24 protein-coding genes are annotated in these 26,061 nt (G+C 59.0%); 14 read left to right on the top strand and 10 right to left on the bottom strand.

Going from position 1 to position 26,061, the window contains the following annotated elements; genetic code table 11:
- Positions 1-117: 117 nt before the first annotated feature.
- On the bottom strand, positions 118-2,562 hold the full coding sequence (gene fadE, locus ABLX76_RS08990) for an acyl-CoA dehydrogenase FadE (protein WP_048296759.1): 2,445 nt from the start codon (positions 2,560-2,562) through the stop codon (positions 118-120).
- A 239-nt stretch (positions 2,563-2,801) separates the two neighbouring features.
- Between fadE and lpcA the strand changes: the two genes are divergently transcribed.
- Both lpcA and ABLX76_RS08980 read left to right on the top strand, forming a co-directional pair.
- A complete protein-coding gene (gene lpcA / locus ABLX76_RS08985) occupies positions 2,802-3,383 on the top strand; it encodes a D-sedoheptulose 7-phosphate isomerase (RefSeq protein ID WP_004145825.1) in 582 nt (193 codons plus the stop codon).
- Positions 3,384-3,457: 74 nt separating this feature from the next.
- Positions 3,458-4,225 (top strand): class II glutamine amidotransferase, encoded by a 768-nt coding sequence (locus tag ABLX76_RS08980; protein ID WP_348874438.1) that lies wholly within the window; start codon positions 3,458-3,460, stop codon positions 4,223-4,225.
- On the opposite strand, the gene dpaA is transcribed toward ABLX76_RS08980, so the two are convergent.
- Positions 4,196-4,936: a peptidoglycan meso-diaminopimelic acid protein amidase gene (dpaA, locus tag ABLX76_RS08975; RefSeq protein ID WP_023288503.1), complete on the bottom strand. Its 741-nt coding sequence runs from the start codon at positions 4,934-4,936 to the stop codon at positions 4,196-4,198. The genes ABLX76_RS08980 and dpaA overlap by 30 nt on opposite strands.
- A 411-nt stretch (positions 4,937-5,347) precedes the next feature.
- Here dpaA and ABLX76_RS08970 point away from each other — a divergent pair, with 411 nt between their 5' ends.
- The 7 genes from ABLX76_RS08970 to nqrM are packed head-to-tail and all read left to right on the top strand — an operon-like array spanning position 5,348 to position 11,408.
- A complete protein-coding gene (locus ABLX76_RS08970; protein ID WP_032453036.1) occupies positions 5,348-6,691 on the top strand; it encodes a Na(+)-translocating NADH-quinone reductase subunit A in 1,344 nt (447 codons plus the stop codon).
- A gap of 3 nt (positions 6,692-6,694) precedes the next feature.
- Positions 6,695-7,933, top strand: coding sequence for an NADH:ubiquinone reductase (Na(+)-transporting) subunit B (locus ABLX76_RS08965; protein WP_023288505.1), 1,239 nt, complete (start codon positions 6,695-6,697; stop codon positions 7,931-7,933).
- Entirely contained in the window at positions 7,926-8,720 is a 795-nt protein-coding gene (locus tag ABLX76_RS08960) for a Na(+)-translocating NADH-quinone reductase subunit C (RefSeq protein ID WP_032453038.1), read from the top strand. Before ABLX76_RS08965 ends, ABLX76_RS08960 begins: the two co-directional genes overlap by 8 nt.
- Complete coding sequence (locus tag ABLX76_RS08955) at positions 8,713-9,351, top strand: NADH:ubiquinone reductase (Na(+)-transporting) subunit D (protein ID WP_023288507.1); 639 nt, start codon at positions 8,713-8,715, stop codon at positions 9,349-9,351. The genes ABLX76_RS08960 and ABLX76_RS08955 overlap by 8 nt, the downstream gene beginning before the upstream one ends.
- Positions 9,352-9,357: 6 nt before the next feature.
- Complete coding sequence (gene nqrE, locus ABLX76_RS08950; protein ID WP_004177335.1) at positions 9,358-9,954, top strand: NADH:ubiquinone reductase (Na(+)-transporting) subunit E; 597 nt, start codon at positions 9,358-9,360, stop codon at positions 9,952-9,954.
- Between the two features lie 12 nt (positions 9,955-9,966).
- Positions 9,967-11,190, top strand: a complete 1,224-nt coding sequence (nqrF, locus tag ABLX76_RS08945; protein WP_004204637.1) for an NADH:ubiquinone reductase (Na(+)-transporting) subunit F — start codon at positions 9,967-9,969, stop codon at positions 11,188-11,190.
- A 2-nt stretch (positions 11,191-11,192) separates the two neighbouring features.
- Positions 11,193-11,408 (top strand): (Na+)-NQR maturation NqrM, encoded by a 216-nt coding sequence (nqrM, locus tag ABLX76_RS08940; RefSeq protein WP_004204638.1) that lies wholly within the window; start codon positions 11,193-11,195, stop codon positions 11,406-11,408.
- A 262-nt stretch (positions 11,409-11,670) separates the two neighbouring features.
- Here the strand turns inward: nqrM and ABLX76_RS08935 are convergent, their stop codons facing one another.
- Positions 11,671-12,531 carry a glycerophosphodiester phosphodiesterase family protein gene (locus ABLX76_RS08935; protein WP_032453039.1) on the bottom strand — a complete coding sequence of 287 codons (861 nt, stop codon included), beginning with the start codon at positions 12,529-12,531 and terminating at the stop codon, positions 11,671-11,673.
- Positions 12,532-12,690: 159 nt separating this feature from the next.
- Here ABLX76_RS08935 and dinB point away from each other — a divergent pair, with 159 nt between their 5' ends.
- Together dinB and ABLX76_RS08925 are read left to right on the top strand one after the other, a co-directional pair.
- A complete protein-coding gene (gene dinB, locus ABLX76_RS08930) occupies positions 12,691-13,746 on the top strand; it encodes a DNA polymerase IV (RefSeq protein ID WP_048296767.1) in 1,056 nt (351 codons plus the stop codon).
- A 2-nt stretch (positions 13,747-13,748) separates the two neighbouring features.
- A complete protein-coding gene (locus ABLX76_RS08925; RefSeq protein WP_348874437.1) occupies positions 13,749-14,195 on the top strand; it encodes a GNAT family N-acetyltransferase in 447 nt (148 codons plus the stop codon).
- Positions 14,196-14,240: 45 nt separating this feature from the next.
- On the opposite strand, the gene pepD is transcribed toward ABLX76_RS08925, so the two are convergent.
- Positions 14,241-15,698, bottom strand: coding sequence for a cytosol nonspecific dipeptidase (pepD, locus tag ABLX76_RS08920; RefSeq protein ID WP_044521131.1), 1,458 nt, complete (start codon positions 15,696-15,698; stop codon positions 14,241-14,243).
- 257 nt (positions 15,699-15,955) lie between these two features.
- On the opposite strand from pepD, the gene gpt reads away from it, so the two are divergent.
- The 3 genes from gpt (at position 15,956) to crl (ending at position 18,220) form a co-directional block, all read left to right on the top strand.
- Positions 15,956-16,414, top strand: coding sequence for a xanthine phosphoribosyltransferase (gene gpt, locus ABLX76_RS08915; RefSeq protein ID WP_002889733.1), 459 nt, complete (start codon positions 15,956-15,958; stop codon positions 16,412-16,414).
- 105 nt (positions 16,415-16,519) lie between these two features.
- The gene (frsA, locus tag ABLX76_RS08910) at positions 16,520-17,764 is read left to right on the top strand and encodes an esterase FrsA (protein ID WP_023288512.1); all 1,245 of its coding nucleotides are present in this window, start codon (positions 16,520-16,522) and stop codon (positions 17,762-17,764) included.
- A 57-nt stretch (positions 17,765-17,821) separates the two neighbouring features.
- On the top strand, positions 17,822-18,220 hold the full coding sequence (gene crl, locus ABLX76_RS08905) for a sigma factor-binding protein Crl (RefSeq protein ID WP_002889793.1): 399 nt from the start codon (positions 17,822-17,824) through the stop codon (positions 18,218-18,220).
- A gap of 97 nt (positions 18,221-18,317) precedes the next feature.
- Here the strand turns inward: crl and csiR are convergent, their stop codons facing one another.
- The 6 genes from csiR to glaH form a co-directional block, all read right to left on the bottom strand.
- Positions 18,318-19,010, bottom strand: coding sequence for a DNA-binding transcriptional regulator CsiR (gene csiR, locus ABLX76_RS08900; protein ID WP_023288513.1), 693 nt, complete (start codon positions 19,008-19,010; stop codon positions 18,318-18,320).
- Positions 19,011-19,055: 45 nt separating this feature from the next.
- Positions 19,056-20,456 (bottom strand): GABA permease, encoded by a 1,401-nt coding sequence (gene gabP / locus ABLX76_RS08895; RefSeq protein ID WP_050533149.1) that lies wholly within the window; start codon positions 20,454-20,456, stop codon positions 19,056-19,058.
- A 135-nt stretch (positions 20,457-20,591) separates the two neighbouring features.
- Positions 20,592-21,875 carry a 4-aminobutyrate--2-oxoglutarate transaminase gene (gabT, locus tag ABLX76_RS08890; RefSeq protein ID WP_348874436.1) on the bottom strand — a complete coding sequence of 428 codons (1,284 nt, stop codon included), beginning with the start codon at positions 21,873-21,875 and terminating at the stop codon, positions 20,592-20,594.
- A 12-nt stretch (positions 21,876-21,887) separates the two neighbouring features.
- Positions 21,888-23,336: an NADP-dependent succinate-semialdehyde dehydrogenase gene (gene gabD, locus ABLX76_RS08885; protein WP_023288516.1), complete on the bottom strand. Its 1,449-nt coding sequence runs from the start codon at positions 23,334-23,336 to the stop codon at positions 21,888-21,890.
- Positions 23,337-23,359: 23 nt separating this feature from the next.
- Complete coding sequence (lhgO, locus tag ABLX76_RS08880; RefSeq protein ID WP_032453044.1) at positions 23,360-24,628, bottom strand: L-2-hydroxyglutarate oxidase; 1,269 nt, start codon at positions 24,626-24,628, stop codon at positions 23,360-23,362.
- Positions 24,629-24,655: 27 nt separating this feature from the next.
- Positions 24,656-25,633 (bottom strand): glutarate dioxygenase GlaH, encoded by a 978-nt coding sequence (glaH, locus tag ABLX76_RS08875; protein WP_348874435.1) that lies wholly within the window; start codon positions 25,631-25,633, stop codon positions 24,656-24,658.
- Positions 25,634-26,061: the final 428 nt, after the last annotated feature.

Below are 26,061 nucleotides of genomic sequence, written 5' to 3'. Positions count from 1 at the left end.
GCGGTCCGCGGAATATTTTGTTAAAAAAATGCTACTAACAGGAACGGCGGGGGAAGGAGAGACGAAAAAAAGGCGGGGAAAATTCCCCGCCCGGCGTGTGATGTGGTTGTTGTTTTATTATGCGGCTTCAACGTTGCGAACTTTTTCCGGCAGCTTTACCGGCTGGGTTGCCAGCTCCTCTGGCGCAAAGTCGTCAACGTTAATACTGCGCAAGCGACTGTGCTCTGCTCGGGTCAAAATGGCGGCTTCATCCTGACTGATTAAGCCTTTCGCCAGGGCATGGGCGGCCAGTTCGTCGAGACGGGTGAACGGCAGATTTTTACCCAACTCTTTGCAGATACGCTGGTGGATAGGATCGGCCGCCATCACTTCCAGCAGCGCCTCTTCCAGCAGGCCGACCGGGTTATGCTCGCTCGGCGTCAGGTACTGACCGCGACCGATGCGGGAGCGGGTGGCGCTGGGCACCTGCAGAATTTTAGCGACTTTATGGTCCAGCTTATCCGACGGCGCATGGTGATGACGACCGGTCGGGAAGATGACCAGGCGCATTGCGCCAGCCACCAGACGATTGGGGAAGTTTTTCAGCAGATCGTCGATGGCCTGCTCGGCCTGATGCAGCGCATCCTGCACCCCCCAGTGAACCAGCGGCAGATCGGCTTCATTGCGTCCTTCATCGTCATAGCGTTTCAGCACCGCCGAGGCCAGGTACAGCTGGCTTAACACATCCCCCAGACGCGCGGAGATACGTTCGCGACGCTTGAGACTGCCCCCCAGCACCGCCATCGAGACGTCTGACAGCAGCGCCAGGTTAGCGCTCAGACGGTTCATTTGCTGATAGTAGCGGCGGGTGACGTCGCGGGTCGGCGCGCTGCTGGTGCGTCCGCCGGTCAGGCCCAACCAGAAACTCCGTACTTTGTTACTGCCGACATGGCCGATATGTTTGAACAGCAGCTTGTCATAGGCGTTCAGGTCGTTGTTCTGCGCGGCAGCCATCTCCTCCAGCACGTACGGATGGCAGCGAATCGCACCCTGACCGAAGATCATCATGCTACGGGTCAGAATATTCGCACCTTCCACGGTGATGGCGATAGGCGCGCCCTGATATGCCCGGGCGAGGAAGTTGCCTTCGCCCAGCATAATGCCTTTCCCGCCGGTAATATCCATTGCGTCGATAATGGCGCGCTGGCCGCGGTGGGTGCAGTGATATTTCACGATCGCGGAGAGCACCGCCGGTTTCTCGCCGAGCATAATGCCGTAGGTAATCAGCGAGGCCGCAGCATCCATCACATAAGCATTACCGGCAATGCGCGCCAGCGCCTCTTCAATGCCTTCCATTTTACCGATCGAGATTTTGAACTGGCGGCGAATATGGGCGTAAGCCCCGGTCGCCATAGCCACCGATTTCAGGCCGCCGGTGGAGTTGGACGGCAGCGTAATACCGCGGCCCACCGACAGACATTCAACCAGCATGCGCCAGCCCTGACCGGCCATCCCCGGCCCGCCGATGATGTAATCGATCGGCACGAAGATATCTTTGCCGCGGGTTGGGCCGTTCTGGAACGGGACGTTAAGCGGGAAGTGGCGACGGCCAATTTCCACGCCCGGGGTGGAGGTCGGGATCAGCGCGCAGGTGATGCCCAGCTCTTCTTCCCCGCCCAGCAGACGATCCGGGTCAGAAAGTTTAAAGGCCAGTCCCAGCACGGTGGCGATAGGCGCCAGCGTAATGTAGCGTTTGTTCCATGTCAGGCGCATACCCAGCACCTGCTGGCCCTGCCAGTCGCCCATGCAGACCACGCCGGTATCCGGGATGGCGCCGGCGTCGGAGCCCGCTTCCGGGCTGGTGAGTGCGAAGCAGGGGATCTCCAGCCCGCGCGCCAGACGCGGCAGGTAATGGTTTTTCTGCTCTTCAGTACCGTAATGCTGCAGCAGCTCGCCCGGCCCCAGTGAGTTCGGGACGCCGACGGTGATCGCCAGAATGCCGGAGACGCCAGAGAGCTTCTGCAGCACCCGCGACTGGGCATAAGCGGAGAATTCAAGCCCGCCATACTCTTTCTTGATGATCATCGCGAAGAAGCGGTGTTCTTTCAGATACGCCCACAGCTCCGGCGGCAGATCGGCCATTTCGTGGGTGATGGCGAAGTCGTTAGCCATCCGGCAGGCTTCTTCCACCGGGCCGTCGAGGAAGGCTTGCTCTTCGGCGGTCAGACGCGGCTGCGGATAGTTATGCAGCTTATGCCAGTCAGGATTACCGCGAAACAGATCCCCCTCCCACCAGGTGGTCCCGGCGTCGATGGCTTCCTTTTCAGTACGCGACATCGGCGGCATGACCTTGCGGAAGGCGCGAAACGCCGGTGCGGAAATCATGGATTTACGCATAGGCGCAAAGTTAAACGGCAACAGAATGATCGCCAGCGGCAGCAGCAGCCAGATATTCCACAGACCGGCCGCGCCGAGCGCTGCGGTCCAGGCGAGCAAGATCACGCTGCTGAGCAGCAGGCTGACCCGGTGATAGAAGAGCGCACCGAGTAAAACAACGGTTGCAACAATACTCAAAATCATCATAGAGAAATGCTCCCTGTGCTTGTAGGAGGTCTGACCACTTGTGATGTATTGGTTGTAGTGCATGCCTTTTTATTTAGCAATGTGTTTACAAAATAATTACAACCTTGCTCACATTGTTGTACGCAAAAGCGGCACATAAAATCAAAAGGGCGGGGGATAACGCAGCCTGCTGCTTCTCGCTTCGGCGGCTATCCGGTACACTGCCAGGGTTATTCCACTCATACTGAAGGATTATCCTCATGTACCAGGATCTTATTCGTAACGAACTGAACGAAGCCGCGGAAACGCTGGCTAACTTTCTGCAGGACGAAGCCAATATCCATGCTATCCAGCGTGCCGCTGTCCTGCTGGCGGATAGCTTTAAGGCGGGTGGTAAAGTGCTGTCCTGCGGCAACGGCGGTTCCCATTGCGATGCGATGCATTTTGCGGAAGAACTGACCGGACGTTATCGCGAAAACCGCCCGGGATATCCGGCCATTGCGATCTCCGACGTCAGCCATCTCTCCTGCGTGAGCAATGATTTTGGCTATGAGTATGTCTTCTCCCGCTACGTTGAATCCGTCGGCCGCGCGGGCGATGTGCTGCTCGGCATCTCCACCTCCGGCAACTCCGGCAACGTAATCAAGGCCATTGAGGCCGCGCGGGCCCAGGGGATGAAAGTGATCACCCTGACCGGTAAGGACGGCGGTAAAATGGCCGGTAGCGCCGATGTAGAAATTCGCGTGCCGCACTTTGGCTACGCCGACCGCATTCAGGAGATCCACATCAAAGTGATCCATATCCTGATTATGCTGATCGAAAAAGAGATGGCGAAAGGCTAACAGGCAGGTGAGTGTGTACTGTTGACGGCGGCCTCGCTTCGGCGCCGTCGTGATTTGTGATGGTGAGGTGATCTATGTGCGAACTGCTCGGGATGAGCGCCAATGTGCCAACAGATATCTGTTTTAGCTTTACCGGGCTGGTACAGCGCGGAGGCGGGACGGGGCCGCATAAAGACGGCTGGGGCATCACCTTCTATGAAGGCAAAGGCTGTCGCACATTCAAAGATCCGCAGCCGAGCTTTCAGTCGCCGATCGCGAAACTGGTCCAGGATTACCCCATTAAGTCCTGTTCCGTCGTCGCGCATATCCGCCAGGCCAATCGCGGGATGGTGGCCCTGGAGAATACGCATCCGTTCACCCGCGAACTGTGGGGGCGTAACTGGACCTACGCGCACAACGGGCAGCTCAAAGGCTATAAGTCGCTGAAAACCGGCAATTTCCACCCGGTCGGTGAAACCGACAGTGAAAAGGCCTTCTGCTGGCTGCTGCACCGCTTAACCGAGCGCTACCCGCGTACGCCGGGCAATATGCCGGGAGTATTTAAGTATATCGCCACCCTGGCGGGGGAACTGCGTGAGAAAGGGGTGTTCAACATGCTGCTGTCGGACGGACGCTATGTGATGGCGTTCTGCTCGACCAACCTGCACTGGATCACCCGGCGGGCGCCGTTCGGCGTGGCAAAACTGCTGGACCAGGATGTGGAGATCGACTTTCAACGCGAGACCACACCCAACGATGTGGTCACGGTTATCGCCACGCAGCCGCTGACGGCCAATGAGACCTGGCATAAGATCATGCCAGGCGAGTGGGCGTTATTTTGTCTCGGGGAGCGTATAGTTTGAGGCCAGCTGCGGCTGGACAACCTCGTGGCTGAGCGGCTTGCTCACCACATAGCGGCCGTCGGTCACTGATACGACCGGCGGTTTGTGGGTTTGCTGGAAATAATCATAGCCAGGCTTCAGCTGTTTCCAGAAATCCGCATAGTAGGAGTATTTGTGGCGTTCCATATTGGCGTTGGTCATGCGGAACGGATAGATACTCACCTGCACGCTTGGCTGACCGAAGACTAAGGCGCCGGTCACGAACTGGAAGATCTCATCGATCCCGCTGTCGGTCATGGCGTAGCAGCCGACAGAGACGCAGTCGCCGTGGATCATCAGGTATTTCCCTTCATAACCATGGGCGCGATCGTAGGCGTTCGGGAAGCCGATATTGATCGCTTTATAGAAGCGGCTGTCGGGTTTGAGCTGGCTGCGGGTGACGTTATAGAACCCTTCCGGGCTCTTGAAATCGCCCTGGCGCTGTTTCGGGCCCAGGCCACCGGAGTAGTTGCAGATCCGATAGCTGTCGAGGAGCTGGTAGGTCTCACCCATTTTGACGTAAAGGTCGAGCATGCGCTCTTCTTTAAAGATCTCAATGTAAACCGGTGAACCCATTAATTGCTGCTTATATTCTTTGCTAACCGGCGTCGTCGGGCTGTTGCTGCTGAGCAGCCCGGCAAATGACATGCACGGCAGCAGAAGCATCGCAATAAATAATGCGATTTTGCGCATACTGCTTGTTCCTTGATAAAACAAAATAGCCACATTGCCAGGACGGCAAGAGAGACCCGAAATCAGAGTTTTCTGGATTTAGAGCGCTCACATTAGCATCACGGCATTTTTTCGCAAGGGCGACGTGGCGGCGTTTACAATTCCGCCTCACTTTATACCCTGCCAGCGACGAAAACACAGTGAGAACTTTGCGCAATAGCTCGCATTTTAGAAGCACTTATTGCCTCTCGCGCTACAGCCGACGCTCACGAAATGTTACACTTGCGCCGGTTCATCACCAGAGTAAGAAAGGATGCTTCTCTTCCGTCCTGAGCGCATCTGGCGCCGTTTCGCCCTTTCTTCTCTGCCATCCTGTCAATAAGCTGGCCCCGGCCTGCGTCGGGGTTGAGGTTACGGATACCTGCTAACGATATGATTAAAATCACAAAAGGGCTGGATTTGCCCATAGCTGGCATGCCATTACAGCAGATTTCTCCCGCGCCAGCGGTGAAGCGCGTCGCGCTACTCGGCGAAGAGTACGTCGGCATGCGTCCCGCCATGGCGGTCAAAGAAGGCGATCGGGTCAAAAAAGGTCAGATCCTGTTCGAAGATAAAAAGAACCCCGGCGTCTGCTTTACCGCCCCGGCGAGCGGGGTCGTCAGCGCGATCCACCGCGGTGAACGGCGCGTGTTGCAGTCGGTGGTGATTGATATCGAGGGCAATGACGCGGTGGCGTTTACGCGTTACGCCGCGGACGCGCTGGCTGAACTGCCGCGCGACACCGTGCAGCAGCAGCTGCTGGCGTCGGGCCAGTGGACCGCGCTGCGCACACGGCCATTCAGTAAAACGCCGCTCCCGGGCAGCGTGCCGGCCGCCATCTTTGTCAACGCCATGGATACCAATCCGCTGGCGGCGGAGCCGCAGCCGATTATTCTGGCCGAACGGGCCGCTTTCGACGCTGGCCTTACCGTGCTTACGCGTTTGACCGACGGGAAAGTCCACGTCTGCCAGCCCAGCGGCGGCAAGCTCGGCGGTCATCCTGTCGGCCAGGTCAGTTTTAACCAGTTTAGCGGGCCGCACCCGGCGGGGCTGCCGGGAACGCATATTCATTTCCTCGAGCCGGTGAGCCTGAATAAGCAGGTCTGGCACCTCAATTATCAGGACGCGATCGCCATTGGTAAGCTTTTTCTCGACGGGGAGCTCTACTGCGAACGGGTGATCGCGCTCGGCGGCCCGCAGGTGATATCGCCGCGACTGGTCAAGACGACGCTGGGCGCCAGCCTGGACGATCTGCTGGCAGGCGAGTTGCAGGAGGGGGAGAACCGGGTCATTTCCGGCTCGGTGCTCAGCGGCACCCGCGCCCATGGCCCTCACGCCTTCCTCGGGCGCTTCCATCTGCAGGTGAGCGTGGTTAAAGAAGGGCGGGAAAAAGAGCTCTTCGGCTGGGTGATGCCGGGCAAAGAGAAGTTCTCGATAACCCGCACCACGCTGGGCCATTTCTTCAGGCGCAAGCGCTTTCATTTTTCTACCGATACCCACGGCGGCGAGCGGGCGATGGTGCCGATCGGCAACTACGAGCGGGTGATGCCGCTGGATATCCTGCCGACCATACTGCTGCGCGATCTGCTGGCCGGGGATACCGACAGCGCTCAGGCGCTGGGCTGTCTGGAGCTGGATGAAGAAGATCTGGCGCTGTGCACCTACGTCTGCCCCGGTAAGTATGAATATGGCCCTGCGCTGCGCAGCGTATTAACCCGGATTGAGCAGGAAGGATAAGAGATGGGCTTAAAGCATCTGATTGAAAAAATTGAGCCGCATTTCACGCACGGCGGCAAGCTGGAAAAATATTACCCGCTGTATGAAGCGGCGGCGACCATCTTCTACACACCAGGCCAGGTCACCCGCGGCGCAGCGCACGTGCGCGACGCCATCGACCTCAAGCGGTTGATGATCCTCGTGTGGTTTGCCGTCTTTCCGGCGATGTTCTGGGGGATGTATAACGTCGGGCTGCAGACCATACCGGCGCTGCATAAGCTTTACGGCGCCGAACAACTGCAGCAGGCGATCGCCAACAACTGGCACTATAGCGTCGCCCAGTGGTTAGGGGTGAGCTTCAGCGCCGACGCCGGCTGGCTGAGCATGATGACCCTGGGGGCGGTCTTTTTCCTGCCGATCTATATCACCGTCTTTATCGTCGGCGGCTTCTGGGAAGTGCTGTTCGCTATCGTGCGCAAGCATGAAATCAACGAAGGCTTCTTTGTCACCTCGATTCTGTTCGCGCTGATCGTCCCGCCCACGCTGCCGCTGTGGCAGGCGGCGCTGGGGATCTCCTTCGGGGTGGTGATCGCTAAAGAGATTTTCGGCGGTACCGGGCGCAACTTCCTCAACCCGGCGCTGGCGGGGCGCGCGTTCCTGTTCTTCGCCTATCCGGCGCAAATCTCCGGCGACCTGGTGTGGACGGCGGCAGACGGTTTTTCCGGCGCTACGCCGCTCTCCCAGTGGGCCAGCGGCGGCGGTGAAGCGCTGGTTAACGTCGCTACCGGCATCCCGGTGAGCTGGATGGACGCCTTCCTCGGCAATATTCCGGGCTCGATTGGCGAAGTCTCCACGCTAATGATCCTGATCGGCGGCGCGATCATCCTCTTTGGCCGCGTCGCGTCCTGGCGCATCGTCGCCGGGGTGATGATCGGCATGGTTGCCACCGCTACCCTGTTTAACGTTATCGGCTCCGACACCAACCCGATGTTCGCTATGCCATGGTACTGGCATCTGGTACTCGGCGGCTTCGCCTTCGGCATGATGTTTATGGCGACGGACCCGGTATCCGCCTCGTTTACCGATAAAGGAAAATGGAGTTACGGCGTGCTGATCGGCGTGATGTGCGTGCTGATCCGCGTGGTGAACCCGGCTTATCCGGAAGGGATGATGCTGGCGATCCTCTTCGCCAACCTCTTCGCACCGCTGTTCGATTACCTGGTGGTGCAGGCCAATATTAAGCGGAGGAAGTCGCGTGGCTGAGAAGAAAAGTAACGATAGCATCGGCAAAACGCTGCTGGTGGTGCTGGTGCTTTGTCTGGTCTGCTCCATCGTGGTAGCGGGCTCGGCCGTGGGGCTGAAATCCCGCCAGCAGGCGCAGCGGGCGTTGGATAAGCAGCGTAATATCCTGGCGGTGTCCGGCCTGATGCAGCCCGGCATGGATGCTGATGCGGTCGCCGACACCTTCGCGGCGCGCATTTCGCCGCGACTGGTGAATCTGGCGACCGGCGAGCTGCTGGAGAAAGACCCGGCAAAATTCAATCAGGCCCAGGCGCTGAAGGATCCGCAGCAGAGTATGGCGCTGGATGCCAGCCAGGATCCGGCGGGGATTAAACGCCGCAGCAATCTGGCGGAAATCTACCTGGTGCGCGACGCGCAGCAGAAGATTGAGCAGGTGGTGTTGCCCATTTATGGCAATGGCCTGTGGTCGATGATGTACGCCTTCGTGGCGCTGGACGTCGATGGCCGCACGGTGAAAGGCATTACCTACTATGACCAGGGGGAGACCCCGGGACTGGGCGGCGAAGTGGAGAACCCGAACTGGCGCCAGCAGTTTGTCGGCAAGCAGGTGCTGGATGACAACGGCATGCCGGCGCTGAGAGTGGTCAAAGGCGGCGCGCGCGCTGGTGACCTGCATGCGGTTGATGGCTTATCGGGCGCCACGCTGACGTCAAATGGCGTACAGCACAGCTTTGATTTCTGGATGGGTGAACTGGGCTTTGGTCCGTTCCTGAAAAAGGTGCGTGAAGGAGGGCTGAACAATGGCTGAACAGAGCGAGATGAAAGAGGTGAAGCGCGTGCTGGTGGGGCCGCTCATCGCCAATAACCCCATCGCCCTGCAGGTGCTGGGCGTCTGCTCCGCGTTGGCGGTCACCACTAAGCTGGAAACCGCCTTCGTGATGACCATTGCGGTGACCCTGGTGACGGCGTTCTCCAGCATGTTTATCTCGATGATCCGCCACCACATTCCCAACAGCGTGCGCATCATCGTGCAGATGGCGATCATCGCCTCGCTGGTTATCGTGGTGGATCAGCTACTGCGGGCTTTCGCCTATGAGACTTCCAAGCAGCTGTCGGTATTCGTCGGGCTTATCATCACCAACTGCATCGTGATGGGCCGCGCCGAAGCTTACGCCATGAAGTCGCCGCCGCTGGCCAGCTTTATGGACGGTATCGGCAACGGTCTCGGCTACGGCGCGATCCTGATTATCGTCGGCTTCCTGCGCGAGCTTATCGGCAGCGGCAAGCTGTTCGGTATCACGGTGCTGGAGACGGTGCAGAACGGCGGCTGGTATCAGCCGAACGGCCTGTTCCTGCTGGCGCCGAGCGCGTTCTTCATTATCGGTTTACTGATTTGGGCCCTGCGTAGCTGGAAGCCTGAACAGCAGGAAAAGGAGTAATCGATGATGGCTCATTACATTAGCCTGTTTGTCCGCGCGGTGTTTGTTGAGAACATGGCGCTGGCCTTTTTCCTCGGGATGTGTACCTTCCTCGCGGTGTCGAAAAAGGTCTCCACCGCCTTCGGCCTCGGCGTTGCGGTGACGGTGGTGCTGGGTCTTGCCGTACCGATCAACAACCTGGTGTATAACCTGGTGCTGCGCGACGGCGCGCTGGTGGAGGGGGTAGACCTCAGCTTCCTGAACTTCATCACCTTTATCGGGGTGATCGCCGCGCTGGTGCAGATCCTCGAGATGATCCTCGATAAGTACTTCCCGGCGCTATACAACGCGCTGGGGATCTTCCTGCCGCTGATTGCGGTTAACTGCGCGATTTTCGGCGGTGTGTCGTTCATGGTGCAGCGTGATTACAACTTCCCGGAATCCATCGTTTACGGCTTCGGCTCCGGCATCGGCTGGATGCTGGCGATCGTGGCGATGGCGGGGATCCGCGAAAAGATGAAGTACGCCAACGTGCCTGCCGGTTTGCGCGGGTTAGGGATCACCTTTATCACTACCGGGTTGATGGCGCTGGGCTTTATGTCCTTCTCCGGCGTGCAGCTATAAGGGCGAATAAGTATGGAAATTATTCTTGGCGTCGTGATGTTCACGCTGATTGTGCTGGTGCTGTCGGGGCTTATCCTGGCAGCGCGCTCAAAGCTGGTGAACGCGGGCGACGTGGTTATTGAGATCAATAACGAAGCGGATAAGCAGATCCGTACCCCGGCGGGGGATAAGCTGCTGAACACGCTGTCCAGCAACGGGATTTTTGTCTCCTCCGCCTGCGGCGGCGGCGGCTCCTGCGGCCAGTGTCGGGTGACTATCAAAGAGGGTGGCGGCGATATCCTGCCGACCGAGCTTTCGCATATTACCAAACGCGAAGCCAAAGCCGGCTGCCGTCTGGCCTGCCAGGTCGCGGTGAAGCAAAACATGAAGATTGAGCTACCGGAAGAAATCTTCGGCGTCAAAAAATGGGAATGCGAAGTTATCTCCAATGATAACAAAGCCACTTTCATTAAAGAGCTCAAGCTGCGGATCCCCGAGGGGGAGGTGGTGCCGTTCCGCGCCGGGGGCTATATTCAGATCGAATGCCCACCGCATAAAGTGGCCTATGCTGACTTCGATGTCCCGGATGAATACCGCTCGGACTGGGACAAGTTCAACCTGTTCCGCTACGTCTCTGAGGTGAAAGAGCCGACCCTGCGCGCCTACTCGATGGCTAACTATCCGGAAGAGAAGGGCATCATTATGCTCAACGTGCGCATTGCGACGCCGCCGCCGAAGGTGCCGGATGCCCCGCCGGGGATCATGTCGTCCTATATCTGGTCGCTGAAGCCGGGCGATAAGGTGACGATTTCGGGGCCGTTCGGCGAGTTCTTTGCCAAAGAGACCGACGCCGAGATGGTGTTTATCGGCGGCGGCGCCGGGATGGCGCCGATGCGTTCGCATATTTTCGACCAGCTCAAGCGCCTGCACAGCACACGTAAAATCAGCTTCTGGTACGGAGCGCGCTCGCTGCGCGAGATGTTCTACGATGATGAGTTTGAACAGCTGGCGCGGGATAACCCGAACTTTACCTTCCACGTTGCGCTCTCCGATCCGCTGCCGGAAGATAACTGGACGGGGCATACCGGCTTTATCCATAACGTTCTGTACGAGAACTATCTGCGCGATCATCCGGCGCCGGAAGACTGCGAGTTCTACATGTGCGGGCCGCCGGTAATGAATGCCGCGGTGATTAAGATGCTGAAGGATCTGGGCGTCGAGGACGAGAATATTCTGCTCGACGACTTTGGAGGCTGACGATGCTGACGGTGTTTGTCGCAACCTTTGTGATTTTTGCGCTGGTGATCCTCGGGATGTCGCTGGGCTACCTGGTGAAGCGCAAGAGCATTCAGGGCAGCTGCGGCGGGATCTCCTCGCTGGGACTGGAAAAAGTCTGCGACTGTCCTGAGCCCTGCGACGCGCGTAAGAAACGTCTCGCCCGCGAGGCGCAGCGCCAGCAGCGGCGCATTTTGTAATCTGTGAGGTTTCCGGGCAGATTGCGCTCCCGATATTTCTTTTGCGTGATGCCACTCATGGCGCAGGGAGCGCACCGGGGGCGGCCAGTCGCCGCCACCCCCGGGCTCCGGCCAGCACCGGCAGTTTCAACTGCCCCAGGCCCGGCGGTGAGTTAACAGCCAGTCCTGGAAGGGTAGGCCGGGTAAGGCGTAGCCGCCACCCGGCAACAACATGCCAGCAACGTGAGGCCGCTTTCGCGGCCTTTTTTAGCCATTGACTCGCTTACTGCCAGCTTTTCGCCTGCGCCGGGGAATCGACCATCACGCCGTCAGCGCCCAGCTCTTTCGCCGTGCGGTAATCTTCCGCACTGTTGATGCCGAAGAAGATAATGTGCGCTTTACCCTGCGAGCGGAAGCAATCCATCGCCTCTTTATCCCAGGTGAGCGTCGCCGGGGAGACCCCTTCCCCAAGGGTGAATTTCTCCACCACCTCTACCTTGCGCTTCAGCTCCAGCCCATACCACTGCTCGCCTTCGCGCTGGCTGGCAGGCTGGCACTGATGGCTGAGCGAAATGCTGGCAAGTCTGGTGCGGGTTTCGCTGCGCGTGACGAAGCGGGGAATAGCCGGCGGCAGCGCGGCGATATAGCGGTCTTCGGTGGAATAGACCCGCACGCGATCGAGGCTGTGCGTAGCTTTTAACACCGCAAGCAGGCGCTCGCCCATCACGGTCGGGTCGGCATCCGGAGATTTAATGTCGATGTAGAAGAACGTGTGCGGCCATTGCTGCAAAACGGCTTGCAGCGTGGGAATGGTGGCCTGCCTGCCGCGCCAGGGGTGGCTGTCATCACCCCATTTCCAGCCGGCATCGACTTTCGCCAGCTCGGCGGCGGTCAAACTGGAAACGTTGCCCTCGCTATTGGTCAATGCGGAAAGATCGCTTGACCGGTAGAGCACCGGCACGCCGTCGTGGCTTAACTGTACCGTGACCCAGATGGCCTCGGCGTTATTCTCCAGCGCCAGCTTAATGGCCGGCAGGGTATTCTCTGGCGCATCGCCGGTGCCGCCGCGATGGGCAATCAGCTGCGGGGCGGCCCAGGCGCCGGCGGAGGCCAGCAGGCAAAGTGCGGTAAGTATTTTCTTCATGATTATATCTTCCAGATTTATCGGTTAACTTTATGAAAATAAACATAATTTATTGCAGTTTTATGTTTTAACCGCTTTTCCGGGCGATGAAATAAAAAAAGCATAAAATTCGCAGCGAGTTTTGCTATGCTGTATGGGTATACAGTGTTGAGTCTGACGATGCGTAAAATTATCCATGTCGATATGGACTGTTTCTTTGCGGCGGTGGAGATGCGCGACAACCCGGCGTTGCGCGATATACCTCTCGCGATAGGCGGCAGTCGGGTACAGCGTGGCGTGATTAGTACCGCGAACTATCCTGCGCGTAAGTTTGGCGTGCGTAGCGCCATGCCGACGGCGACGGCGCTCAAGCTGTGCCCGCATCTCACGCTGCTTCCCGGCCGCTTTGATGCCTACAAAGAAGCCTCGAACCATATCCGCGAAATTTTCTCCCGCTATACCTCGCGCATTGAGCCGCTGTCGCTGGATGAAGCCTATCTTGACGTCAGTGACAGCGTGCATTGTCACGGGTCGGCCACCCTGATCGCCCAGGAGATCCGCGAAACCATCGAACGGGAGCTGCGCCTCACCGCCTCGGCGGGGGTAGCGCCGGTAAAGTTTCTTGCCAAAATCGCCTCCGACATGAATAAACCCAACGGCCAGTTCGTTATCGCTCCCCATCAGGTGGCTGAGTTTGTACGGGCGCTGCCGCTGGCGAAAATACCCGGCGTCGGGAAGGTATCGGCGGCGAAGCTGGAAAATATGGGCCTGCGTACCTGTGGCGATGTGCAGAACAGCGATTTGGCCATGCTGCTTAAGCGCTTCGGTAAATTCGGCCGTATTTTGTGGGAGCGCAGCCACGGGATTGATGAGCGGGAAATCCATAACGACCGGCAGCGCAAGTCGGTGGGGGTGGAGCGGACGTTAGCGGAAGATATCCATGAATGGTCAGAGTGCGAAGCGATTATCGAAAATCTCTATCCCGAACTGGAGCGCCGGCTGGCGAAGGTCAAACCGGACCTGCTGATCGCCCGTCAGGGTATTAAACTGAAATTCAATGACTTCCAGCTGACCACCCAGGAGCACGTCTGGCCGCAGCTGAACAAAGCGGATCTGATTGCCACCGCGCACAAGGCCTGGGATGAGCGCCGCGGCGGACGTGGCGTGCGCCTGGTTGGGCTCCACGTGACGCTGCTCGATCCGCAGCTGGAAAGGCAGCTTTTATTAGGGATTTAACCATGCACATTCGTCCTTACCGCGACAACGATTTACCACTGCTCTGTCGGATATTCCTGCGCGCGGTGCGGGAAACGGCCTGCCGGGACTATACTCCGGCGCAGATCGCGGCCTGGGCGCAGGTGGATGAGACGCGCTGGCGGCAAACGCTGGCTGATGCAAACGGGCTGGTGGCGGAGATAGAGAATCAACCGGTTGGCTTTATCACCGCCATCGGGACGCATATCGATTTGCTCTTTGTCTCGCCGGATCACGGCCGGCAGGGTATCGGCGGCGCGCTTATCGAGGCGCTCTGCGCTCAGTATCCTGCGCAAATCCTGACGGTGGACGCCAGCATTACCGCGAGACCCTGTTTTACGGCCCATGGCTTTAAGGTGGTGGCTGAGCAGCGGGTGGCGGCGCGCGGGGAGTGGTTTATTAACTACCGGATGGAAAGCGCGGGACGCTAAGGTGAGGGGGAGAAACCGGCGGCGGGCTGCCGCCGGTGGTGATGCTTATTTAGCCGGAATGGCTTTCAGCAGCTCGGTCAGCAGCGTCCAGTACTGGCCGACGCTCTCGATATGGACCTGCTCATCCGGGGAGTGCGGACCGGTAATGGTTGGCCCGATGGAGACCATGTCCATCTCCGGATACGGTTTCTTGAACAGGCCGCATTCCAGACCGGCGTGGATGATCTGGATGTTCGGCGTCTTGTTGAACAGACGCTGGTAAGTCTCGCGCACCAGGTGCATCACCGGCGAGTTGGCGTCCGGCTGCCAGCCAGGGTAAGCGCCTTTGGCTTCGGTTTTCGCCCCCGCCAGTTTACCCAGAGATTCCAGCATGCTGACCACATAGTCTTTGCCGCTGTCGATCAGCGAGCGGATCAGGCAGTGGATCTGCACATTGTCATCGGTCATGGTGACGACGCCGACGTTCAGCGAGGTTTCTACTACGCCTTTCGCCACGTCAGAGTTGCGGATAACCCCGTTCGGCGTGGCGTTCAGGAGGCGGATGAAACCGTCGCGGGAGGCCTGAGTCAGCGCCGCTTTGTCGTTCTCTACCGCTTCCAGGAGCACCACCAGGTTCTTCTCTTTGGCCGCCAGCTCGTTTTGCAGCAGCGCCTGGTAAGTATTCACCAGCGCTTTCAGCGCATCGGCTTTATCCGCGGCGACGGCGACAGTAGCGTATGCTTCGCGCGGGATGGCGTTGCGCAACGTACCGCCGTTGAAATCGACCAGACGCAGATCCAGCTCATCGGCATGACCGGCAAGGAAGCGCGACAGCAGCTTGTTGGCGTTACCCAGACCGAGATGGATGTCACCGCCGGAGTGGCCGCCCTTCAGCCCTTTTAAGGTCACTTTAAAGCTCTGGAAACCGGCCGGAATCGCTTCGCGGGTCAGCGCCAGGTTAGAGGTGAAATCGATCCCGCCGGCGCAACCCATATAGATTTCGCCTTCTTCTTCGGAGTCGGTGTTGATCAGGATATCGGCCTGCAGCCAGTTGGCCTGCAGACCGAAGGCACCGTCCATACCGGCTTCTTCGGTCATGGTCAGCAGCACTTCCAGCGGGCCGTGAGCGACGCTGTCGTCGGCCAGTACCGCCAGTGCGGACGCCATCCCGATACCGTTGTCCGCGCCCAGCGTGGTGCCGCGCGCTTTCACCCATTCGCCGTCAATGTACGGCTGGATCGGATCTTTGGCGAAGTCGTGGACGGTGTCGTTATTTTTCTGCGGCACCATATCGAGGTGCGCCTGCAGCGCTACCGGCTTACGGTTTTCCATACCGGCAGTCGCGCCTTTACGAATCAGAATGTTGCCAACCTGGTCGCGTTCCGCGTGTAAGCCTTTTTCTTTTGCCCAACCCATAATGTGCTCGGCGAGCTGTTCTTCGTGATAGGACGGGTGCGGGATGGAGCAAATCTTGGCGAAAATATCCCAAAGCGGCTGCGGGGATAGTTGAGACAGTTCAGACACGGTAAGTCTCCTTACAGACTCCTGCATACAGCGGTTGCAGGACGAGGGTTAGCGTTAAAATACACAACAAGCCCGGGCTTGCGCGATGGGGGTGAGAATACCACTTTCCACCGCCGCAGGTAGTGTAAACAACGCAAAAAGCGTTGCGCAAACCGCTTAACACTGGTTTTTAGTGCGTCAGATCTCTATAATCTCGCGCAACCATTTTCCCCCTCGAACATTATTTAAGCCGTATTACACAGGCTGGGACACTTCACATGAGCGAAAAATACGTCGTCACCTGGGACATGTTGCAGATTCACGCCCGCAAACTGGCCAGCCGTCTGCTGCCGGTTGAGCAATGGAAAGGCATTATTGCCGTTAGCCGCGGTGGACTGGTACCGGGAGCCTTACTGGCGCGTGAACTGGGCATTCGTCATGTTGATACCGTATGCATCTCCAGCTACGACCATGATAACCAGCGCGAGCTGAAAGTGCTGAAACGTGCGGAAGGCGATGGCGAAGGCTTTATCGTTATCGACGATCTGGTGGATACCGGCGGGACCGCCGTGGCGATCCGCGAAATGTATCCCAAAGCGCACTTCGTCACCATTTTCGCCAAACCGGCAGGCCGTCCGCTGGTCGATGATTACGTGGTTGATATTCCGCAGGATACCTGGATTGAACAGCCGTGGGATATGGGCGTGGTGTTTGTACCGCCTATCGCAGGTCGTTAATTCTTCAGGACAGTGCTATTTACCGCGCCCGGCTTGCCGGGCGTGGTTTTTTTTATCCTATAGCAGGTTACAATATCCGGAGTGGCACTACGACGGAGACTGCACATGTCACAGGCTAACCTCAGCGAAACGCTGTTTAAACCTCGCTTCAAACATCCCGAAACCTCTACGCTGGTGCGCCGGTTTTCTGCCGGAAAACCCCAGGCGATGCAGTCAGCGCTGAGCGGCAATCACGTCGAACACTGGTACCGTCTGATCAATCGCTTAATGTGGATCTGGCGCGGCGTAACCCCGCAGGAGATCCTTGATGTGCAAGCGCGCATTGTGATGAGCGAGGCCGAACGAACGGATCCCGAGCTGTTCGATACCGTCATCGGCTATCGCGGCGGCAACTGGATCTTTGAGTGGGCGAAAGAGGCGATGCAGTGGCAGCAAAAGGCCGGGCAGGAAGCCGATCCTTTGCTGAGCGGCCGCCACTGGCTGCATGCTTCGAACCTGTACAGCATTGCCGCTTATCCGCATATTAAAGGCGATGAGCTGGCGGAACAGGCGCAGGCTCTAGCCAACCGGGCGTATGAAGAGGCCGCCCAGCGGCTGCCTGGCGCCCTGCGCGAGCTGGAGTTCACCATCCCTGGCGGTTCGCCGATCACCGGCTTTTTGCATATGCCGAAAGGCGAGGGGCCGTTTCCGACGGTGCTGATGTGTGGGGGGCTGGACTCGCTGCAGACGGATTATTACAACCTGTATGAGAACTACTTCTCACCGCTCGGCATTGCCATGCTGACCATTGATATGCCCTCCATCGGCTTCTCGTCAAAATGGACGCTGAATCAGGACACCAGCCTGCTGCATCAGCACGCGCTGCGCCATCTGGAAAATGTGCCATGGATTGACCATACCCGGGTCGCCGCCTTCGGCTTCCGTTTTGGCGCCAATATCGCGGTGCGTCTCGGTTACCTGGAGCCGCAGCGGCTGAAGGCCGTAGCCTGTCTGGGGCCGGTGGTCCACGGTCTGCTGGTGGATCCTCTGCATCAGGGGCGCGTGCCGGAGATGTACCTCGACGTGCTGGCCTCGCGGCTGGGCATGCATGACGCGTCCGATGAAGCGCTGCGCGTGGAGCTCAACCGCTACTCGTTAAAAACCCAGGGACTGCTGGGACGCCGTTGCCCGACGCCGATGCTCTCCGGCTTCTGGAAGGACGATCCGTTCAGCCCCGAAGAGGAGTCGCGGTTAATCACCTCGTCATCTGCCGATGGCAAACTGCTGGAGATCCCGTTTAACCCGGTGTATCGCAATTTTGATCACGCATTGCGACAGATCGCCCGCTGGATCAACCATAGATTTGGTTAATTTATTGCTAAATTCTATTGGTTTGGTAAAACAGTTGCATCACTAAAGGAGATCGCAATGACGTTACCGAGTGGACACCTGAAAAGTAAGTTGATCAAGAAATTCACGGCGCTAGGGCCTTACATTCGCGAAGAGCAGTGCCATGACAACCGTTTCTTTTTCGATTGCCTGGCAGTTTGCGTCAACGTTAAGCCCGCACCGGAGAAGCGTGAATTCTGGGGCTGGTGGATGGAAATGGAAGCACAAGAGTCACGTTTCACCTATAGCTACCAGTTTGGCCTGTTCAATAAAGAAGGGTCATGGCAGGCGGTCGACATTGACGACCCGGAAGTGAGCGACAGACTGGAAAAAACGCTGCGCGAGTTTCACGAGCGCGCCGCAGCGCTGCTGACCACCTTTAATCTGAAGCTGGAACCGGCCGACGATTTCAGCGAGCCGGTTCGCCTGCGCGCCTGATTGATCTACGGATACGATTTCTCCACGCCCGTGCGGCGTGGAGGAGCGTGACGAAGACTTTTCCGCCCCACCTGCGCTCTCCACCCCGCCACCTGACTCACACTGCCTGCGGCTGCAGCTTGCCGGCCATCGCCTGCTGAATAATCGGGATCGGCGTCAGTAAGTGCTCGCGCATCAGCGCGCTGGCCTGCTCGGCGTCGCGCGCCAGAATAGCGTCCACCAGGGTCTGATGCTGGACATGCTTATCTTCCAGCATCTCCACCGACAGGACGGTGGTGCGCAGCCAGATAAAACGGTAGCGGGCCGCCAGATCGAAGAGCCGCTCGCGCATTTGCAGCAGATACTGCGAACCGCAGCCGGCGACGATGGCGGTGTGAAACGCCTGGTGGCGCTGGTCCCACTCATCGAGTAAGCGCTCACTTGCCTCGCACGACTCCAGCTTGTTGAGCAGATGGGCGCGGGCCAGCAGCTCCGCCTCCCACTCATCGCCGCCGCGCTCGATGGCGAGGCGCACCAGCATGGCTTCCATATTGGCGCGCGCGTCGAAGATATCGAGAAGCTCCTGTTCCGACATGGGCGCCACCCGATAGCCTTTCTGATTGACCACCGTCACCAGCCGCTCGGCCACCAGCTGCGAAAGCGCCTCGCGCAGCGGACCGACCCCCAGGGCATAGCGCGAGGTCAACAGGCTCATCCGCAGCTTCTCATCGGGTTGGTAGACCCCGCGGATGATGTCGTTTTTTAACCAACGGTACCCGTCAATGGCCGTCGCCTGGGAAATGGCGGTCATGATCTTACTCCTGAATACTCTTCCCGGCGGGGGCCGGGAACAGGGTTAACGCGTATTTTGCAGCGGCAGTTTTTGCCACAATACCAGCTTTTTCCAGCGCGACATAATCGGTACCGTACAAATAATTCCCAATGCTAACAGGCCGGTAGAGATCACCTCCAGCTGCTGCGCCGGACGGAACAGCATCACCACCAGCACGAAGGTGATAAAGGCGATCACCAGCCAGGTCAGGTACGGATAGAGCCACATTCTGAGACGGATCTCCCCGCCTTGCGCCTGAAGGATTTTACGCATCCGCAGTTGCGAAACGGCGATCACCAGATAGACCAGCAGGGCGATGGCGCCGGAGCTGTCGATGAGGAATTTAAACACCTTGGCAGGCGCGTAGTAGTTCACCACCACGGTGAGGAACGCCGCGCCGGTGGAGAGCAGCACCGCCACGTACGGCGTTTTGCTGCGGTTGGTCCGCCCCATGAAGGCCGGCGCATCGCCGCGGCGGCTCAGGGAGTAGAGCATCCGCGAGGCGGTATACAGCGCCGAGTTCAGACAGCTGGTGACCGACAGGAGGATCACGCCGTCCATAATCAGCTTGGCATAGGGAATATGCAGCAGCTCGAGCACCGAGCGGTAGGAGCCAATGCTCTTCAGCCCCGGCATATTCCATGGGATGAGGGCGACGACGATAAAGATCGAGCACAGATAAAAAATAGAGATACGCCAGATCACCGAGTTGGTGGCGCGCACGATATGTTTATCCGGGGTATCCGATTCGGCGGCGGCAATAGTGACAATCTCCGCGCCCATAAACGAGAACATGGTGATCAGCATCGCGCTCAGCACCGCGCCGAAGCCGTTGGGCATAAAGCCGCCGTGATCCCACAGACGCGAAATGCCGCTCACCTCGGCATACGGATAAAAGCCGGTAATGGCGACCGCGCCCAGTACGATAAACGCCAGAATAGCGACCACTTTGCACAGCGCCAGCCAGAACTCGAATTCGCCGTAGTTTTTGACGCTCAGCAGGTTACTGCCGGTGAGGGCGAGGGTGATGACCAGAGAGAACAACCACACCGGGACGCCCGGCACCCATGAATGCAAAATAATCGCCGCGATATTGGCTTCCAGCGGAATAACCAATACCCAAAACCACCAGTACAGCCAGCCGATGGTATACCCCGCCCAACGGCCGATGGCTTTATCGGCGTAGGTGGAAAAGGAGCCGGTATCCGGCGTGGCGACCGCCATTTCGGCCAGCATACGCATAATCATCACCACCAGTAGCCCGGCAAACAGATAGGCCAGCAGCACCGCCGGGCCCGCCTCGGCAATGGCGACGCTGGATCCGACAAATAAACTCGCGCCGATCACCCCGGCGATAGATAACATCGTGACGTGGCGCGACTTCAGCCCCGCCCCTAAATCCTGTGATTGCGACAGTTGCCCCATCATTTACCCTCTCGAAGTGTGTCACCTGGGAGAGCGCCCCGACATTCCCGCGCCGGGGCACGCGTATTATTGTTGTTTTGCAGGTCTCGTCTTTATTCCCTTACTAACGTACTTCGTGTCCGCATGTCTGGTGTGCTATGCCTGTTTCGCCTCGGTAAAGCAGTCGGCGATGATCTTCAGCCCCTGCTCGATCTGCGCCTCTTCGATGGTCAGCGGCACCAGGATGCGCAGCACGTTGTAGTACGGCCCGCAGGAGAGCAGAATCAGACCTTTGTCGCGCGCCCGGGCGACAATATCCGCCGTCAGCCTGGCGTTCGGCCTGCTGTGGTCGCCCTCTTCAAACAGCTCAATGGCGATCATCGCTCCCAGACCGCGCACGTCGCCGATCTCCGGATGATCTTCAGCGATCGCCAGCAGGCCCTGGCGCAGGGTATCGCCGAGCTGGTTGGCTTTTTCCAGCAGATTCTCCTGCTCGAAAATCTGCAATACCGCCAGGGCGGCGGCGCAGGCGATGGGGTTGCCGGCGTAGGTGCCGCCCAGTCCGCCCGGGGCGATGGCGTCCATCACCTCCGCGCGGCCGGTGACGCCCGCCAGCGGGAAACCGCCGGCGATGGATTTGGCGAAGGTGGTGATATCCGCCGCGACGCCCATCTGCTCCATGGCGAACAGGGTACCGGTGCGGCCCGCGCCGCTCTGTACTTCATCGGCGATGAGCATAATGCCGTGCTCGTCGCACAGGGCGCTCAGGCGCTGCATAAAGGCCGGGGAGGCGGCATAGAATCCGCCTTCACCCTGCACCGGCTCGATAATGATGGCGGCGATATCTTCCGGCGCGGCATCGTTTTTGAAGATACGATGGATGCTGGCGATCGCCTCTTCATCGCTGACGCCGTGCAGCGCGCACGGATAGAGGGCGCGATAGACGTGACCCGGCATTAAGCCCATACCGGCGGAGTATGGATTCACTTTACCGGTCAGCGACAGGGTGTAGTGAGTGCGGCCGTGATAGGCGCCGGTGAAGGCGATCGCGCCGCTGCGCCCGGTTGCCGCGCGGGCGATCTTCACTGCGTTCTCCACCGCTTCCGACCCGGTGGTCACCAGCAGGGTTTTCTTGGCGAAATCACCAGGCACCTTCTGGTTCATCTTTTCGCACAGCGCCAGGTAGGGCTCGTAGGCCAGCACCTGGAAGCAGGTATGGGACAGCTTTTTCAGCTGGTCCTCCACGGCGGCGACAATCTGCGGATGCAGGTGGCCGGTATTGAGCACCGCGATACCGCCGGCAAAATCGAGATATTCCCGCCCTTCGACGTCCCACACCCGGCAGTTCTCCGCGCGCTCGGCGAAGACAGGATGGATTTGGCCGACGCCGCGCGGGACCGCGTCGTTGCGACGCGCCATCATTGCTTTATTGCTGTTCATCCGTCACTCCTGTTAAAGGCCAATACACATGTATTTGATTTCTAAGTAGTCTTCGATGCCGTACTTCGACCCTTCGCGGCCGAGGCCGGAGGCCTTAACGCCGCCGAACGGGGCGACTTCGGTGGAGATAATTCCGGTATTGATGCCGATGATGCCGTACTCCAGCGCTTCGCCGACGCGGAACACACGGCTCAGATCGCGGGCGTAGAAATAGGCGGCGAGACCGAACTCGGTATCGTTGGCCTGGGCAATGACGTCGGCTTCATCTTTAAAGCGGAACAGCGGGGCCAGCGGGCCGAAGGTCTCCTCTTTCGCCACTTTGGCGCTGTCGGGCACGTTGACCAGGATGGTGGGCTGGAAGAAGTTGCCGCCCAGGGCGTGCGGTTTGCCGCCGGTAACCACCTTTGCGCCTTTGGCGATGGCGTCGGCAATGTGTTCTTCAACTTTGGCGACGGCTTTCTCGTCGATCAGCGGGCCGGTCGTGACGCCCTCCTGCAGGCCGTCGCCAATGCGCAGTTTTTCCACCGCCTGCTGCAGCTTCTCGGCGAAACGGTCATACACCCCGTCCTGGACGTACAGGCGGTTGGCGCAAACGCAGGTCTGCCCGGCGTTGCGGAACTTCGAGGCCAGCGCCCCCTCGACGGCTTTATCGAGATCGGCATCGTCGAAGACGATAAACGGCGCGTTGCCGCCCAGCTCCAGGGAGACTTTTTTGATGTCTTTCGCGCACTGCTCCATCAGCTGGCGGCCAATCTCGGTCGAGCCGGTAAAGGAGAGCTTGCGCACCAGCGGGTTACTGGTCAGTTCGCCGCCGACCGCGCCGGCTGAGCCGGTGACCACGTTGAACACCCCGGCGGGGATCCCGGCGCGATTCGCCAGTTCGGCCAGCGCCAGCGCGGAAAACGGCGTCTGGCTGGCCGGTTTCAGGACCATGGTGCAGCCCGCAGCCAGCGCCGGGCCCGCTTTGCGGGTGATCATCGCCGCCGGGAAGTTCCACGGGGTGATGGCGGCGGTAACGCCGATAGGCTGCTTAATCACCAGCAGGCGCTTGTCGGCCTGGTGGCCCGGAATGGTGTCGCCATAAATGCGTTTACCTTCTTCGGCGAACCATTCAATAAAGGAGGCGGCGTAGCTGATTTCGCCTTTGGCTTCCGCCAGCGGTTTCCCCTGCTCGAGGGTCATCAGACGGGCGAGATCGTCCTGGTTCTCCAGCATGAGATCGAACCAGCGGCGCAGAATATTCGCCCGCTCTTTGGCGGTGAGGGCGCGCCAGGCGGGAAGGGCGCGGTTAGCGGCCTCGATCGCTTGTCGGGTTTCGTCTGCGCCCATTTTCGGCACGCTGCCGAGCTGCTCGCCGTTGGCGGGGTTGGTCACCGCAATCACGTCGCCGTTGGGCGCATCGCGCCACTGACCATCAATCAGCGCCTGCTGGCGAAACAGAGTCATATCGTTGAGTTGCATAATCGCTTCCTGTCTTCAGGGGGTTAACGGGTAAAAGCGGCGTGTAGTGTCTCCACGCTACGTGCCGCACGCAGCGTGCGTCCGGGATTGCTCTGGCTGGCCAGCAGGGTCTGCACCTTGCTGACGATATGCGCGCCGATCGGGATAGCCGACGTCGCCGCGGGTGACGGCGCGTTACAGGTGTGAATGGAACGCGCGGTGGTGACGAAGAGAAAATCGTCGATCAGTTTGCCCTGCGGCGATACCGCCTGCGCCCGCACGCCGGCCGGCCACGGGCGCAAATCGCGCAATGTCAGGCTCGGGCAGTATTTCTGCACCAGCCGCAGATAGCCGCTTCGGCACAGCGAATTTTTCATTTCGCCCAGCCCGGAGCGCAGGTTGTTTTGCAGTACCCGGCGAATGCCGGGCGAGGTGAGGATCTCCAGGGTATCGGCCAGCGAAATATCGCGTTTGCGATAGCCTTCGCGCTTCAGGGCCAGCACGGCGTTGGGGCCGACGGTGACGCTGCCGTCGATCATGCGGGTCAGGTGGACGCCGAGGAACGGCATCGCCGGATCGGGGATCGGATAGATCAGATGGTTGACGATCTGATTGTGCTGCGGGGCAAGCTGGAAATACTCCCCGCGGAACGGGCAGATGATAAACCCGGGATCGACGCCGAGCATTTTCACCAGTCGATCGGCCATCAGCCCGGAACAGGTAATCAGCGTCGAGGCCTCATACTCGCCGCCCTGGCGGGTGTGGACGACCACGCCGCTGGCGTGTTCTTTCAGGGCGCTGACTTCGGCGTTGTAGACGATGGCGCCGCCTTTCGATTCGAAGTTCTTCGCCATCGCCGCCGCCACGTCGCGGTAGCTGACGATGCCGCTGGAAGGGACGAAGATCCCGCCGAGTCCGCTGATGTTCGGTTCGCGCTCGCGCAGCTCCCCGGCGCTCAGCCATTCCCGCTGCAGGCCGTTGGCGGCGGTGCGATCCCACAGGGCGCGCATCCGCTCCATCTCCAGCGGCGAGGTGGCGACCAGCATCTTGCCGCAGACGTCGTAGCGGATGCCGTTCTGCTCGCAAAAGGCTTTGGTGGCGCGGTTGCCGGCGAGGCAAAACTGCGCCTTGAGGCTGCCGGGCGTGTAGTACACCCCGGCGTGGATCACGCCGCTGTTATGGCCGGTCTGATGGCAGGCCGGGCCGGCCTCTTTTTCCAGCAGCGCAATGCGGGCATCCGGGTAAATCTCAATTAACTGCATGGCGGTCGACATGCCGATGATGCCGCCGCCGATAATCACGAAATCATACATCCGCTCAATTCCTTCGCCTGAAAACCCTTATTGATGAGTCTGGTAATGATTCGTGGAATACGCAAAGTAGCCGCGCTGGCGCATCAGCTCGCGGCGCAGGTCCGGGTGCGGCGTAAAGCGGTCGCGGCCATGCAGCCAGAACAGGTTGTTTATCAACAGAAATTTGCCTACCGGAACCGGTACAGAAAGAATGTTTTTGCTGGTCTCCAGCGCGTCGGAGAGGCGGCTCAGCCAGGTGCCTTCTTCGAAATCTTTCGGCTGGACGAACTGGTCGATATAGCGCATCACCGGGCGACCCAGCTGGTCGACGTCGAATACCGGGTGGAAGACATCTTTGCTGACGTTTTTGCTCGGCGGCGCGGCCCAGCGCATCGGGCGGCGGGCGAGCGGGTCGCGGAAGAATTCGTCGAGGTGCTCCCAGTCGTCGAGATGCAGCAGCAGGGAATTGCCGCCCTGCATGTTCTGCTCGTCGATCTTCATCATCAGCACATAGTCGGTTTGCTCTTCGACGTAGGTGCCGTCGTTGTGCAGCTCCATCACCCGGTGCGGCTGGCGCAGATAGCTGTCGGAGTTATCGACGTTTTTCACCATGAAACGGGCGTAATACTGGCCGCTCATGGCGTCGAAATTGGAACGGCCAATCAGGTGCGCCACGGCGGTGGCCAGCTTGACCATCTCCTCGGACTGGCTGACGTTATCGATCCCTTCGCCGTTGATCAGCAGCGCGCCTTCCGCGCGGTCGAGCAGCGTTTTGATCAGCAGCGGCTGCAGCTGGTTGCCGCACAGATCGTCGAGGATCTTGCCCACCTGGAAGCGTAAGAAAGATTTGTACTCCAGCGCCTGCACCGGCCACTGCGCGACCTGCTGCAGAAACTGGGCGGTGGTGTCGGCGGAAAAGGTGAGCTCCAGCAGGCGCGGCGACTGGGCGGAAGGAGCGACGGTAAAGCCAGGGAATTGTTGAGCTAACGGCGCGGATGTCGGTTTTACTGCGGTCAGGGCGTTCATCAGGATCGTTCCTCGCAATGGAATGGAAGGTCAGGGTGATGTTCATTTCGTAGCCATAAATTAAAAATATCTACATTTTTATAAAATGCGTACGAAATGGCCTTTTTGTTTCTATTTTGTGATCTGCCAACATTTATTTAACAATGCGAGGGGGATAAGGCGGTGGTTAACGTTGAGGAACAAAGCGGGTGGCGGAAAAGGCAAAATGCCGGGGAGGGTGAGGGTAAATCATAACGCCGATCACAGTTTTTAATCTGTGCAATACCCTTACCAGATGAAGGTGTTAATATTCAGCCGGTAAATACCTTTCAATGCTCACCGAGGCTTCGATGCTGGAGAATGTCATTATCAGATAATCAGCTTCCCGACCTGCCCAGGCCGGACTGATTATCGCTGCGCTTAAACCTTACGCACACACCTGCGGGTGT

The sequence above is a fragment of the Klebsiella sp. JB_Kp004 genome (assembly GCF_040065795.1).
Classification (GTDB): Bacteria; Pseudomonadota; Gammaproteobacteria; order Enterobacterales; family Enterobacteriaceae; genus Klebsiella; species Klebsiella quasipneumoniae.
This window is presented reverse-complemented; position numbering and strand designations above follow the sequence as displayed.

Excerpts from the sequence above, each read along its gene's own strand:
- dinB (WP_048296767.1), top strand. The coding sequence starts at position 12,691 with ATGCGTAAAATTATCCATGTCGATATGGACTGTTTCTTTGCGGCGGTG.
- gabT (WP_348874436.1), bottom strand. The coding sequence starts at position 21,875 with ATGAACAGCAATAAAGCAATGATGGCGCGTCGCAACGACGCGGTCCCG.
- nqrM (WP_004204638.1), top strand. The coding sequence starts at position 11,193 with ATGCTGACGGTGTTTGTCGCAACCTTTGTGATTTTTGCGCTGGTGATC.
- frsA (WP_023288512.1), top strand. The coding sequence starts at position 16,520 with ATGTCACAGGCTAACCTCAGCGAAACGCTGTTTAAACCTCGCTTCAAA.
- nqrF (WP_004204637.1), top strand. The coding sequence starts at position 9,967 with ATGGAAATTATTCTTGGCGTCGTGATGTTCACGCTGATTGTGCTGGTG.
- nqrE (WP_004177335.1), top strand. The coding sequence starts at position 9,358 with ATGGCTCATTACATTAGCCTGTTTGTCCGCGCGGTGTTTGTTGAGAAC.
- csiR (WP_023288513.1), bottom strand. The coding sequence starts at position 19,010 with ATGACCGCCATTTCCCAGGCGACGGCCATTGACGGGTACCGTTGGTTA.
- gabD (WP_023288516.1), bottom strand. The coding sequence starts at position 23,336 with ATGCAACTCAACGATATGACTCTGTTTCGCCAGCAGGCGCTGATTGAT.
- crl (WP_002889793.1), top strand. The coding sequence starts at position 17,822 with ATGACGTTACCGAGTGGACACCTGAAAAGTAAGTTGATCAAGAAATTC.
- gpt (WP_002889733.1), top strand. The coding sequence starts at position 15,956 with ATGAGCGAAAAATACGTCGTCACCTGGGACATGTTGCAGATTCACGCC.
- lhgO (WP_032453044.1), bottom strand. The coding sequence starts at position 24,628 with ATGTATGATTTCGTGATTATCGGCGGCGGCATCATCGGCATGTCGACC.
- lpcA (WP_004145825.1), top strand. The coding sequence starts at position 2,802 with ATGTACCAGGATCTTATTCGTAACGAACTGAACGAAGCCGCGGAAACG.
- dpaA (WP_023288503.1), bottom strand. The coding sequence starts at position 4,936 with ATGCGCAAAATCGCATTATTTATTGCGATGCTTCTGCTGCCGTGCATG.
- glaH (WP_348874435.1), bottom strand. The coding sequence starts at position 25,633 with ATGAACGCCCTGACCGCAGTAAAACCGACATCCGCGCCGTTAGCTCAA.
- ABLX76_RS08955 (WP_023288507.1), top strand. The coding sequence starts at position 8,713 with ATGGCTGAACAGAGCGAGATGAAAGAGGTGAAGCGCGTGCTGGTGGGG.
- ABLX76_RS08925 (WP_348874437.1), top strand. The coding sequence starts at position 13,749 with ATGCACATTCGTCCTTACCGCGACAACGATTTACCACTGCTCTGTCGG.
- ABLX76_RS08935 (WP_032453039.1), bottom strand. The coding sequence starts at position 12,531 with ATGAAGAAAATACTTACCGCACTTTGCCTGCTGGCCTCCGCCGGCGCC.
- ABLX76_RS08970 (WP_032453036.1), top strand. The coding sequence starts at position 5,348 with ATGATTAAAATCACAAAAGGGCTGGATTTGCCCATAGCTGGCATGCCA.
- ABLX76_RS08980 (WP_348874438.1), top strand. The coding sequence starts at position 3,458 with ATGTGCGAACTGCTCGGGATGAGCGCCAATGTGCCAACAGATATCTGT.
- ABLX76_RS08965 (WP_023288505.1), top strand. The coding sequence starts at position 6,695 with ATGGGCTTAAAGCATCTGATTGAAAAAATTGAGCCGCATTTCACGCAC.
- fadE (WP_048296759.1), bottom strand. The coding sequence starts at position 2,562 with ATGATGATTTTGAGTATTGTTGCAACCGTTGTTTTACTCGGTGCGCTC.
- gabP (WP_050533149.1), bottom strand. The coding sequence starts at position 20,456 with ATGGGGCAACTGTCGCAATCACAGGATTTAGGGGCGGGGCTGAAGTCG.